Genomic DNA, 12,663 nt, shown 5'->3' with positions numbered 1-12,663 from the left:
GCTCCCACAGGGATTGTTGGTGTTTTGGGGAATGCGGCAAGCATAAAAAAGGGAGACCCCATGGGTCTCCCTTTTCAGTGCGATTTGCCGTTAGAGGCTGGCAATCCGCGCATGCTGCTCGGCCAATCTGCCCAGAGCCTGTTCGGCTTCGGCCAGTTTGGCGCGTTCTTTGTCGATGACTTCCGCCGGAGCCTTGTCAACGAAGCCTGCGTTGGACAGCTTGCCGCCGACACGCTGCACTTCGCCTTGCAGACGCTGGATTTCCTTGTCCAGGCGCGCCAGTTCGGCGTCCTTGTCGATCAGGCCGGCCATCGGCACCAGCACTTCCATCTCGCCCACCAGGGCGGTAGCGGACAGTGGTGCTTCTTCGCCTGCGGCCAATACGGTGATCGACTCGAGCTTGGCCAGCTTCTTCAGCAGGACTTCGTTCTCGGTGAGGCGACGCTGATCTTCGGCGCTGACGTTCTTCAGGAACAGCGGCAGTGGCTTGCCCGGGCCGATGTTCATCTCGCCACGAATGTTACGCGTGCCGAGCATCAGGCCCTTGAGCCATTCGATGTCGTCTTCGGCGGCCTGGTCGATGCGTGCTTCATTGGCCACTGGCCAAGGTTGCAGCATGATCGTCTTGCCTTCGATACCGGCCAGCGGCGCAATGCGCTGCCAGATTTCTTCGGTGATGAACGGCATGAACGGGTGCGCCAGACGCAAGGCGACTTCCAGTACGCGAACCAGCGTGCGGCGGGTGCCGCGTTGACGCTCGATCGGCGAATTTTCGTCCCACAGCACAGGCTTGGAGAGTTCCAGGTACCAGTCGCAATACTGGTTCCAGATGAACTCGTACAAGGCTTGCGCGGCCAGATCGAAACGGAACTGGTCGAGTTGACGGGTCACTTCGGCTTCGGTGCGTTGCAGCTGCGAAATGATCCAGCGATCCGCCAGCGACAGCTCGTAGGCTTCGCCGTTCTGGCCGCAGTCTTCGCCCTTGTCCAGCACGTAGCGCGCGGCGTTCCAGATCTTGTTGCAGAAGTTGCGATAGCCTTCGACGCGGCCCATGTCGAACTTGATGTCACGACCGGTCGAAGCCAGCGAGCAGAAGGTGAAGCGCAGGGCGTCGGTGCCGTAGCTGGCGATACCGTCGGCGAACTCGTCGCGGGTCTGCTTCTCGATCTTCTTCGCCAGTTTCGGCTGCATCATGCCCGAGGTGCGTTTTTCCACCAGCGCTTCGAGTTCGATACCGTCGATAATGTCCAGCGGGTCCAGGACGTTGCCCTTGGACTTGGACATCTTCTGGCCCAGACCATCACGCACCAGGCCGTGCACGTACACGGTCTTGAACGGAACCTGCGGCGTGCCGTCTTCGTTTTTCACCAAATGCATGGTGAGCATAATCATCCGGGCAACCCAGAAGAAAATGATGTCGAAGCCGGTCACCAACACGTCGGTGGAGTGGAACTTCTTCAGGAATTCAGTCTGTTGCGGCCAGCCGAGGGTGGAGAAGGTCCACAGGCCCGAGCTGAACCAGGTGTCGAGAACGTCGTTGTCCTGTTGCAGCGCAACGTCGGGGCCGAGGTTGTGCTTGGCACGCACTTCGGCTTCGTCGCGACCGACGTAGACCTTGCCCGACTCGTCATACCAGGCCGGAATCCGGTGGCCCCACCACAGCTGACGACTGATGCACCAATCCTGGATGTCGCGCATCCACGAGAAGTACATGTTTTCGTACTGCTTGGGTACGAAGGCGATACGGCCGTCTTCAACGGCAGCAATCGCAGGCTCGGCCAGCGGTTTGGTCGAAACGTACCACTGGTCGGTCAGCCACGGTTCGATGATGGTGCCGGAGCGGTCGCCTTTCGGTACTTTCAGGGCGTGATCGTCGACGCTGACCAGCAGGCCGGCAGCTTCGAACGCGGCAACGATTTCCTTACGGGCCTGGAAACGGTTGAGGCCGGCGTATTCGGCGGGCAGTGTGCCGTCGATCTCTTCGTTGACGCTGCCATCGAGGTTGAATACCTGGGCGGCTGCCAGCACTTCGGCGTTCTTGTCGAAGATGTTCAGCAGCGGCAGGTTGTGGCGCTTGCCGACTTCGTAGTCGTTGAAATCGTGCGCCGGGGTGATTTTCACGCAGCCGGTGCCGAATTCAGGGTCGCAGTAATCGTCAGCGATGATCGGGATGCGGCGACCAACCAGTGGCAGCTCGACAAATTTGCCGATCAGGGCCTTGTAGCGTTCATCGTTCGGGTTAACGGCCACGGCAGCGTCGCCGAGCATGGTTTCCGGACGAGTGGTTGCGACGATCAGGTAATCGTTACCTTCAGCGGTCTTGGCGCCATCAGCCAGCGGGTACTTCAGGTTCCACAGGAAGCCTTTCTCGTCGTGGTTTTCCACTTCGAGATCGGAAATCGCCGTGTGCAGCTTGGTGTCCCAGTTGACCAGACGCTTGCCGCGGTAGATCAAGCCGTCTTCGTGCAGGCGTACGAAGGCTTCCTTGACCGCTTCCGAGAGGCCGTCGTCCATGGTGAAGCGCTCGCGGCTCCAGTCGACGGACGAGCCGAGGCGGCGGATCTGACGGCTGATGTTGCCGCCGGACTCATCCTTCCACTCCCAGACTTTCTCGAGGAATTTTTCGCGGCCCAGATCGTGGCGATTCTGGCCCTTGGCTTCGAGCTGGCGCTCCACCAGCATTTGCGTGGCGATACCGGCGTGGTCGGTGCCCGGCTGCCACAGGGTGTCGCGACCCTGCATGCGGCGGAAACGGATCAGCGCGTCCATGATCGCGTTGTTGAAGCCATGGCCCATGTGCAGGCTGCCAGTGACGTTCGGCGGCGGGATCATGATGGTGTAGGAATCGCCCGCGCCTTGCGGGGCGAAATAATTCTCGGACTCCCAGGTGTTGTACCAGGAAGTTTCAATGGCGTGCGGCTGGTAGGTCTTATCCATGCGCGGCGGGACCCTATTGGCATTTATTCAGGAAAAGCCGGCAAGTATAACGGGGCATGGGGCGAAGGGCGAGCAGGTGCAGACCGGGCGCATCATCAAATTCAGCGCTGATCCAGTGTGGGAGCGAGCCTGCTCGCGATGCAGGCGACGCGGTCTTTCAGGAAACCGAGGTGATGCTATCGCGAGCAGGCTCGCTCCCACAGGGGATTGGCGTTACTCGTACTGGCTGAGGAGCCGCTCCATCCGCGCATCCAGGCGGCGTTTGATTTCGGTTTCGATGTGCGGGGCGAAGTCGTCGATCACGTCTTGCAGGATCAATTGCGCGGCGGCACGCAGTTCGTCGTTCAGGTGCAGCATGACGTCAGCGCCTTGCTGGACGGATGATGCCGGAGCTGCGGCCGGAGCCGCGACAGGCGCGGGCGTCGGTGGTTCGATGATTGCAGCCCGTGGTTTGCCGCCGACCTGATCGAACAGCAACGGAATTTGACCTTCATCACTCGCCGGCTCGACAGTGTCGGTCAGCAGCGGTGGTTGCAGGTTGTCATCGCCGAGCAACTGGCGGATCGACTCGAGGTCGTCCAGCAGGTGTGCGGACTTTTGCAGCGGGTTTGACGTGTCCATCATGTGCTCAGAGTCGCTGTAAACGGTGATCTTGAAGAGGATAGCCCTGTTCGCGGTAGAAACGGAAACTCTCCCGCGCGGCCTGACGAATAGCCGGGTCTTCAACCACCACTTCGGCCACACGGGCAAAGCGCTGGGCAAAAGACGGGACTTTGAGGTCAAGATTGACCAGCAAGTCCTGGTGTTGTCCTGGATCGTCTCCCAGGCCGAGCACAATCAAACCGTCCGGTTCGCTTTCGGCGGGGCCGTGAGGCACGAAGCTTTCACCTTTGAACGCCCACAGGCGCGCATCGAGATCATCACGCTGGGCGGCATCGCTGCAATGCAGGTAGATGCGGTGGCCCATGCGCCAGGCTTTTTCGGTGAGCTTGCAGGCAAAATCCAGCCGCGCGGAAGGATCGGCGCTGGGCAGGATATAGAAATCGACTTTGGTCATTGCGGTTCCTGACGCCTGCGCGGCGTCATCCATGGACGCCGCCGCGCAGGGGTTTCAGTTTCAGGCTTTGGCGCGGTCCAGCAGGTATTGGGTCAGCAGTGGAACCGGGCGGCCAGTGGCGCCCTTGTCCTTGCCGCCGCTGGTCCAGGCCGTACCGGCGATGTCCAGGTGCGCCCAATTCAGGTTCTTGGTGAAGCGCGACAGGAAGCAGGCCGCGGTGATGGTGCCGGCTTTCGGGCCGCCAATGTTGGCGATGTCGGCGAACGGGCTGTCCAGCTGTTCTTGATATTCATCGAACAGCGGCAGTTGCCAGGCGCGGTCGTCAGCCTGTTGGCCTGCGCTCAGCAGCTGGCCGATCAGCTCGTCGTTGTTGCCCAGCAGACCCGAGGTGTGGGAGCCGAGGGCGACGACGCAGGCGCCGGTCAGGGTGGCGATGTCGATCACCGCTTGTGGCTTGAAGCGTTCGGAGTAGGTCAGGGCGTCGCACAGCACCAGACGGCCTTCGGCGTCGGTGTTGAGGATTTCCACGGTCTGGCCGCTCAGGGTGGTGACGATATCGCCAGGGCGCGAAGCCTTGCCGCTCGGCATGTTCTCGGCGCAGGCGAGGATGCACACCAGGTTGATCGGCAGTTTCAGCTCGAGCACGGCACGCAAGGTACCGAACACGCTGGCTGCGCCGCCCATGTCGTACTTCATCTCGTCCATGCCGGCGCCCGGCTTGAGGCTGATACCGCCGGTGTCAAAGGTGATGCCCTTGCCGACCAATGCGTACGGCTTCTCGGATTTCTTGCCGCCGTTGTATTGCATGACGATCAGGCGCGGTGGCTGGGCGCTGCCCTGGCCAACGGCGTAGAACGAACCCATGCCCAGTTCCTTGATTTGTTTCTCATCAAGGATTTCGACTTTCAGGCCCTTGAACTCCTTGCCCAGGTTCTTCGCCTGCTCGGCGAGGAAAATCGGGTGGCAGATGTTCGGTGGCAGGTTGCCCAGGTCGCGGGTGAAGGACATGCCGTTGGCGATCGCGGTGGCGTGGGTCACGGCGCGTTCGACTTCAGCCTGGGCGGCCTTGATGGTCAGCAGGGTGATTTTCTTCAGGGCACGCGGGTCGGATTTCTGGCTCTTGAACTGCTCGAAGGTGTATTCGCCGTCAACCAGGGTTTCGGCCAGCAGACGGGTTTTGCCGTAGCTGTCACGGCCTTTGACCACGATTTCGTCCAGCGCCAGCGCGGCGTCGGTGCCACCCAGGCCTTTGAGGGTGTTCAGTGCGCCGGCGATGATTTTGCGGAACGGGCGGTCGCCCAGCTCGGCATCTTTACCCACGCCAACCAGCAACACGCGTTCGGCTTTGAGGTTTGGCAGGCTGTGCAGCAACAGGCTCTGACCCACCTTGCCGGCCAGGTCGCCACGCTTGAGGACTGCGCTGATCGCGCCGCCGCTGAGCTCGTCGATTTGTTTGGCGACGTTGCCGAGTGTCCGGCCTTCGCCGACGGCGACCACCAGGGTGGCGGTTTTCAACGTTTCTGGGCTAACGCTTTTTACAACCAGTTCCATGTCCGGGTCCCTGAATAAATGGTCAAAGTGCAGCGCGTCACGCAGTGCGCGCACGTTTGCCTCTCTACTATAGAAAGGCTGAAGAAAGACGCTGGTAGAAGGCCAGCGACAAAGGCCGCAGTTTGAACCTCGCTCGCAGCAACTGACAACCCTTGCGCGGGTGATCTTTACGTCATTACGCGCCTGCTTGAGCATGCGCAGTGACAGGCGCGGTCAATCACAGGATAATGCGCCATCTTTTTCGGCGGCTCAGCCCTGCGGGCCGCCCGATACGTTTGCTTGTTTGGCCGCCTTAGCCTGACAACCCTGGAGTGTCTGGTTTGATCGTCTTCCGTTATCTATCCCGCGAAGTCCTGTTGACCTTGAGCGCCGTCAGCGCCGTGCTGCTGGTCATCATCATGAGTGGGCGCTTCATCAAGTTCCTGGCTCAGGCCGCCTCGGGCGCCCTGGACCCAGGCTCGCTGTTCCTGATCATGGGCTTTCGTCTGCCGGGTTTCCTGCAACTGATTCTGCCTTTGGGGCTGTTTCTCGGGATCCTGCTGGCCTACGGTCGCTTGTACCTGGAAAGCGAAATGACCGTGCTCGCGGCGACCGGCATGAGCCAGCAGCGTCTGCTGGGCATGACCCTGTTTCCGGCAGCGCTGGTTGCCGTGATCGTGGCCTGGTTGAGCCTGAGCCTGGCACCGCAAGGCGCCAATCAGTTCCAGTTGCTGCTGAACAAGCAGGACGCGATGACCGAGTTCGACACGCTGGTGCCGGGCCGTTTTCAAGCGTTGCGCGACGGTTCTCGGGTGACGTACACCGAGCAGCTGTCTGATGACCGGATCAACCTGGGCGGCGTATTCATATCGGAAAAGCGCCTTTCCGCCGACCAGAAGGATCGCGGCATTTCCGTGCTGGTGGCCGAAAAGGGCCGTCAGGAAATCAAGGAGGACGGCAACCGTTACCTGATTCTCGATAATGGCTACCGTTACGACGGTAATCCGGGGCTGGCTGACTACCGTGCCATCAAGTACGACACCTACGGTGTGTTGCTGCCCAAGCCGGACGTCAGTGACGAAGTGACGGATCGCGATGCGATGTCGACCAGCACTCTGTTGAGCAAGCCGGAGGATATGAGTGCACGCGCCGAGCTTGAGTGGCGTTTGTCGTTGCCGTTGCTGGTGTTTATCGTGACGTTGATGGCTGTGCCACTGGCGCGGGTCAATCCGCGTCAGGGTCGATTCCTCAAGTTGCTGCCGGCGATTCTGCTTTATATGGCTTATCTGACCATCCTGATCGCCGCACGCGGCGCTCTGGAGAAAGGCAAGATCCCGCAGGCGCTGGGTTTGTGGTGGGTTCACGGGATATTCCTGGCCATTGGCCTGGGACTGCTCTACTGGGAGCCGTTGCGTTTGAAAATGGCGAGTCGCCGCAGTGCGCTGGAGGTGACCCGTGGTTAAGCTCGATCGCTACATTGGTAGCAGTGTTTTCATGGCGATCCTGGCGGTACTGGGGATCATTCTGGGTCTGGCGACCTTGTTTGCCTTCATCGACGAGATGAGTGACGTCAGTGATACCTACACCCTCACCGACGTATTGAGCTACGTGGCGCTGACAGCGCCGCGTCGGGTCTATGACATGCTGCCGATGGCAGCGCTGATCGGCTGCCTGATCGGCCTGGGCAGTCTGGCCAGCAGCAGTGAACTGACCATCATGCGCGCCGCTGGAGTGTCCATCGGCCGGATTGTCTGGGCGGTGATGAAGCCAATGCTGGTGCTGATGCTGGCAGGCGTGCTGGTCGGCGAGTACGTTGCGCCAGCCGCGGAAAATGTGGCCCAGGCCAATCGCTCCCTGGCTCAGGGCATTGGTGATGCGCAGAGCGCCAAGCACGGTATGTGGCACCGCCAGGGTGATGAGTTCATTCACATAAACTCGGTGCAGCCGGATGGCATTCTGTACGGTGTGACTCGCTATCGTTTTGACCGCGAGCGTCACATGCTGACCTCGAGCTTCTCCAAGCGTGCGCAGTTCGAAACAGATCATTGGCAGCTGAATGACGTCACCACCACCGTGTTCCACGACGGCAGTACCGAAGTGGTCACTGCCCCGCAAGAACGCTGGGACGTACCGTTGAGCCCGCAACTGCTTAACACCGTAATCATGGCGCCGGAATCGTTGTCGATCAGCGGTTTGTGGGGTTACATCCACTATCTGGCCGATCAGGGCCTGAACAATGGCCGTTACTGGCTGGCATTTTGGGTCAAGGTGTTGCAGCCACTGGTCACCGTTGCCCTGGTGTTGATGGCAATCTCCTTTATCTTCGGCCCGCTGCGTTCGGTAACCCTGGGGCAGCGCGTGTTCACCGGTGTGCTGGTTGGCTTTACCTTCCGTATCGCTCAGGATTTGCTCGGGCCTTCAAGCCTGGTCTTCGGCTTCTCACCGTTGTTCGCGGTGTTGGTTCCGGCCGGTATTTGCGCGGTGGCCGGTCTCTGGTTGTTGCGCCGAGCCGGTTGATCGCAGGTATTTTCTGTCCTGACTGACACTCAAACGCCCCGTTCGCAAGAGCGGGGCGTTTTTGTATCCAATACCGTTGACCTGTGAACGTGACGCTTGCGTCGTGTATCAGGTACAATTCCCGGCTATTTTTCGGCGGGCTATGCCTGCAGCCTTTTTGAGTGTTGATCCGTGAGTGATTTGAGTCATATCCGCAATTTCTCCATCATCGCCCACATTGACCATGGCAAGTCGACTCTGGCCGATCGCTTCATCCAGATGTGCGGCGGCCTGGCCGAGCGTGAAATGGAAGCCCAGGTACTGGACTCCATGGACCTTGAGCGTGAACGCGGGATCACCATCAAGGCACACAGCGTTACCCTGTATTACACTGCCCGCGATGGCATCAAGTACCAGCTGAACTTCATTGACACCCCCGGCCACGTTGACTTTACCTATGAAGTCAGCCGGTCGCTGGCGGCCTGTGAAGGTGCCTTGCTGGTGGTCGATGCCGGTCAGGGTGTCGAGGCGCAATCGGTTGCCAACTGCTACACGGCGATCGAGCAGGGCCTGGAAGTGATGCCGGTCCTGAACAAGATCGACCTGCCGCAGGCTGATCCGGACCGCGTCAAAGAAGAAATCGAAAAAATCATCGGCATCGATGCCACCGATGCGGTCGAGTGCAGTGCCAAGACTGGCCTGGGCGTTGACGAGGTGCTCGAGCGTCTGGTCAAGACCATTCCTGCGCCAACCGGCAACATCGAAGATCCGCTGCAAGCGTTGATCATCGACTCCTGGTTCGACAACTACCTGGGCGTTGTTTCCCTGGTACGCGTGCGCCACGGTTGCGTGAAGAAGGGCGATAAAATTCTGGTCAAGTCCACCGGCAAGGTCCACCTCGTGGACAGCGTCGGTGTCTTCAACCCGAAACACACCGCCACCGTTGACCTGAAGGCCGGCGAAGTGGGCTTCATCATCGCCGGTATCAAGGACATTCACGGTGCACCGGTCGGTGACACCCTGACCTTGAGCTCCACCCCCGACGTTGACGTGCTGCCCGGCTTCAAACGCATTCAGCCGCAGGTTTACGCCGGCCTGTTTCCGGTCAGCTCCGACGATTTCGAAGATTTCCGTGAAGCCCTGCAAAAGCTCACGCTCAACGATTCGTCCCTGCAGTACACCCCGGAAAGCTCCGACGCCCTGGGCTTCGGCTTCCGTTGCGGGTTCCTAGGCATGCTGCACATGGAGATCATCCAGGAGCGCCTGGAGCGCGAGTACGACCTGGACCTGATCACCACTGCGCCGACAGTTATTTTTGAGCTGTTGCTGAAAACCGGTGAAACGATTTACGTCGACAACCCGTCCAAGCTACCGGACCTGTCGTCCATTGAAGACATGCGCGAGCCAATCGTTCGGGCAAACATTCTTGTGCCGCAAGAGCACCTGGGCAACGTCATTACCCTGTGCATCGAGAAACGTGGCATTCAGCACGACATGCTGTTCCTCGGTAGCCAGGTCCAGGTGACCTACGATTTGCCGATGAACGAAGTGGTCCTGGACTTCTTCGACCGTCTGAAATCCACCAGTCGCGGCTATGCTTCGCTGGATTACCATTTCGATCGTTATCAATCAGCTAATCTGGTGAAACTGGATGTGCTGATCAACGGTGACAAGGTCGACGCCCTGGCGCTGATCGTGCACAAGGATAACGCGCACTACAAAGGTCGCCAGTTGACCGAGAAGATGAAAGAGCTGATTCCGCGCCAGATGTTCGACGTCGCGATCCAGGCCGCCATTGGCGGGCAGATCATTGCGCGAACCTCCGTCAAGGCACTCAGAAAGAACGTATTGGCCAAATGCTACGGCGGTGACGTCAGCCGTAAGCGCAAGCTGTTGGAAAAGCAGAAGGCCGGTAAAAAACGCATGAAGCAGGTCGGTAACGTGGAAATTCCACAAGAAGCCTTCCTCGCTGTGCTCAGGTTGGATAGTTAGGTCCTATGTCACTAAATTTCCCGCTGTTGCTGGTCATCGCCGTCCTCGTTTGCGGCCTGTTGGGGTTGCTCGACCTGGTTTTCCTGGCGCCGCGTCGGCGTGCCGCCATTACCTCCTATCAGGGCAGCGTCGGCGAGCCGGATATGATGGTGGTCGAGAAACTGAACAAAGAACCGATGCTGGTTGAATACGGCAAATCGTTCTTTCCGGTGCTGTTCATCGTGTTGGTGTTGCGTTCGTTCCTGGTGGAGCCGTTCCAGATTCCGTCTGGTTCGATGAAACCGACCCTGGACGTTGGCGATTTCATTCTGGTGAACAAGTTTTCTTACGGGATCCGCTTGCCGGTGCTCGATACGAAAGTCATCCAGGTCGGTGATCCGCAGCGTGGCGATGTGATGGTGTTCCGTTACCCAAGTGATCCGAACGTCAACTACATCAAGCGTGTAGTGGGCCTGCCGGGCGACAGGATTCGTTACACCGCCGACAAGCGTCTGTTCGTCAACGGTGAGTCGATCGCTGAACTGCTGGTCGGCTCCGAGCCGGGCACGTTGGGCAGTGCCGAGCTCTACAAGGAAAAACTCGGCGAAGCCGAGCACCTGATCCGCAAGGAAATGAGCCGCTACCGCGCAACCCCAGACCATCAGTGGACCGTGCCTGCCGGGCACTACTTCATGATGGGCGACAACCGCGACAACTCCAACGACAGTCGCTACTGGGATGATCCAAGTATTCCCAAGGATCTGCTGGGCATGGTTCCCGACAAGAATATCGTCGGCAAGGCCTTCGCGGTCTGGATGAGCTGGCCGGAACCCAAACTCAGTCACCTGCCGAATTTCTCGCGGGTTGGCCTGATCAAGTAATCACACCCACGGCGCTGTTGAACACAGCGCCGAATGCATTTCTGGAGCCTGCAGAAGGTCACCGAAAAGCATGAAGCCAACGATATTCAGGATGTAATTTTTGAACACAGCGTTAATTGTCCAAGAGCCTAGCAGCGTTGCTGTGATGGACGTCGACCACGAACTCAGCGTGGGTCAACCGTGAGCGTCTCTTTAAGCCGTCTCGAGCGTCAGCTCGGTTATACCTTCAAGGACCAGGAACTGATGGTTCTGGCCCTGACGCATCGCAGCTTTGCCGGGCGCAACAACGAACGCCTGGAATTCCTCGGTGATGCCATTCTCAACTTTGTCGCCGGTGAAGCGCTGTTCGACCGCTTTCCGCTGGCTCGCGAAGGCCAGCTGTCGCGTTTGCGCGCACGCCTGGTCAAAGGTGAGACGCTGGCAGTATTGGCGCGTGGTTTCGACCTGGGCGAGTACCTGCGTCTGGGCTCTGGTGAGCTGAAGAGCGGTGGTTTTCGCCGTGAATCGATCCTCGCCGATGCCCTCGAAGCGCTGATCGGTGCGATCTACCTGGATGCCGGCATGGACATGGCGCGCGAACGCGTACTGGCCTGGCTGACGTCCGAGTTCGACAGCCTGACGCTGGTCGACACCAACAAAGATCCAAAGACCCGCCTGCAAGAGTTCTTGCAGTCGCGTGCCTGTGAACTGCCGCGTTACGAAGTGGTGGATATCCAGGGTGAGCCGCATTGCCGGACGTTCTTCGTCGAATGCGAAATCACCTTACTGAACGAAAAAAGCCGAGGTCAGGGTGTGAGTCGTCGTATTGCCGAACAGGTAGCGGCCGCCGCAGCACTGATAGCCCTGGGCGTGGAGAATGGCCATGACTGATTCAACTGCAACTCGCTGTGGCTATGTCGCCATCGTCGGCCGCCCGAACGTGGGCAAATCCACGCTGCTGAACCACATCCTGGGTCAGAAGCTGGCAATCACCTCGCGCAAACCGCAAACCACTCGTCACAACATGCTCGGGATCAAGACCGAAGGCGCCGTGCAGGCGGTCTACGTCGACACACCCGGCATGCACAAAGGTGGCGAGAAAGCCCTGAACCGCTACATGAACAAGACCGCTTCGGCGGCGTTGAAAGACGTCGACGTGGTGATCTTCGTGGTTGACCGCACCCGCTGGACCGACGAGGACCAGATGGTTCTCGAGCGCGTTCAGTATGTGACGGGCCCGTTGATCGTGGCGCTGAACAAGACCGACCGCATCGAAGACAAAGCCGAACTGATGCCGCACCTCAGCTGGTTGCAGGAACAGCTGCCGAACGCGCAGATCATTCCGATTTCGGCTCAGCACGGGCACAACCTCGATGCGCTGGAGCGAGTGATCGCCGATCACCTGCCGGAAAACGATCACTTCTTCCCGGAAGACCAGATCACCGACCGCAGCAGCCGTTTCCTCGCCGCCGAACTGGTACGCGAGAAAATCATGCGCCAAATGGGGGCCGAGCTGCCGTACCAGATCACCGTGGAAATCGAAGAGTTCAAGCAGCAGGGCAAGACCCTGCACATCCATGCGCTAATCCTCGTCGAGCGTGACGGCCAGAAGAAAATCATCATTGGCGACAAGGGCGAGCGGATCAAGCGCATCGGCACCGAAGCGCGCAAGGACATGGAGCTGCTGTTCGACTCCAAGATCATGCTCAACCTTTGGGTCAAAGTGAAAGGCGGCTGGTCCGACGACGAACGCGCCCTGCGTTCGCTGGGTTACGGCGACCTGTAATCCCCGGATCTGGATGCACAAAGATC

General features: G+C 59.4%; 10 protein-coding genes. 6 read left to right on the top strand and 4 right to left on the bottom strand.

Going from position 1 to position 12,663, the window contains the following annotated elements; genetic code table 11:
• Positions 1 to 90: 90 nt before the first annotated feature.
• From AC1RKH_RS13335 to AC1RKH_RS13320, 4 genes are all read right to left on the bottom strand, one after another.
• Entirely contained in the window at positions 91 to 2,937 is a 2,847-nt protein-coding gene (locus AC1RKH_RS13335) for a valine--tRNA ligase (protein ID WP_493062383.1), read from the bottom strand.
• Between the two features lie 213 nt (positions 2,938 to 3,150).
• Positions 3,151 to 3,558: a DNA polymerase III subunit chi gene (locus tag AC1RKH_RS13330; protein ID WP_493062382.1), complete on the bottom strand. Its 408-nt coding sequence runs from the start codon at positions 3,556 to 3,558 to the stop codon at positions 3,151 to 3,153.
• Between the two features lie 7 nt (positions 3,559 to 3,565).
• The gene (locus tag AC1RKH_RS13325) at positions 3,566 to 3,994 is read right to left on the bottom strand and encodes a DNA polymerase III subunit chi (protein WP_123428697.1); all 429 of its coding nucleotides are present in this window, start codon (positions 3,992 to 3,994) and stop codon (positions 3,566 to 3,568) included.
• A 60-nt stretch (positions 3,995 to 4,054) separates the two neighbouring features.
• A complete protein-coding gene (locus AC1RKH_RS13320; RefSeq protein WP_123428695.1) occupies positions 4,055 to 5,545 on the bottom strand; it encodes a leucyl aminopeptidase in 1,491 nt (496 codons plus the stop codon).
• A 320-nt stretch (positions 5,546 to 5,865) separates the two neighbouring features.
• Here AC1RKH_RS13320 and lptF point away from each other — a divergent pair, with 320 nt between their 5' ends.
• The 6 genes from lptF to era all read left to right on the top strand — a co-directional run bounded on the left by lptF (position 5,866) and on the right by era (position 12,637).
• Positions 5,866 to 6,987 (top strand): LPS export ABC transporter permease LptF, encoded by a 1,122-nt coding sequence (lptF, locus tag AC1RKH_RS13315; RefSeq protein ID WP_493062381.1) that lies wholly within the window; start codon positions 5,866 to 5,868, stop codon positions 6,985 to 6,987.
• On the top strand, positions 6,980 to 8,041 hold the full coding sequence (gene lptG / locus AC1RKH_RS13310) for an LPS export ABC transporter permease LptG (RefSeq protein WP_493062380.1): 1,062 nt from the start codon (positions 6,980 to 6,982) through the stop codon (positions 8,039 to 8,041). The genes lptF and lptG overlap by 8 nt, the downstream gene beginning before the upstream one ends.
• A gap of 171 nt (positions 8,042 to 8,212) precedes the next feature.
• Entirely contained in the window at positions 8,213 to 10,012 is a 1,800-nt protein-coding gene (gene lepA, locus AC1RKH_RS13305; RefSeq protein ID WP_123428690.1) for a translation elongation factor 4, read from the top strand.
• A gap of 5 nt (positions 10,013 to 10,017) precedes the next feature.
• Positions 10,018 to 10,872, top strand: a complete 855-nt coding sequence (gene lepB, locus AC1RKH_RS13300; RefSeq protein ID WP_493062379.1) for a signal peptidase I — start codon at positions 10,018 to 10,020, stop codon at positions 10,870 to 10,872.
• A gap of 180 nt (positions 10,873 to 11,052) precedes the next feature.
• Complete coding sequence (rnc, locus tag AC1RKH_RS13295) at positions 11,053 to 11,742, top strand: ribonuclease III (protein WP_019691997.1); 690 nt, start codon at positions 11,053 to 11,055, stop codon at positions 11,740 to 11,742.
• Positions 11,735 to 12,637, top strand: a complete 903-nt coding sequence (era, locus tag AC1RKH_RS13290; RefSeq protein ID WP_123428686.1) for a GTPase Era — start codon at positions 11,735 to 11,737, stop codon at positions 12,635 to 12,637. Before rnc ends, era begins: the two co-directional genes overlap by 8 nt.
• Positions 12,638 to 12,663: the final 26 nt, after the last annotated feature.

Source organism: Pseudomonas sp. GW822-FHT06B12 (genome assembly GCF_058799675.1).
This window is presented reverse-complemented; position numbering and strand designations above follow the sequence as displayed.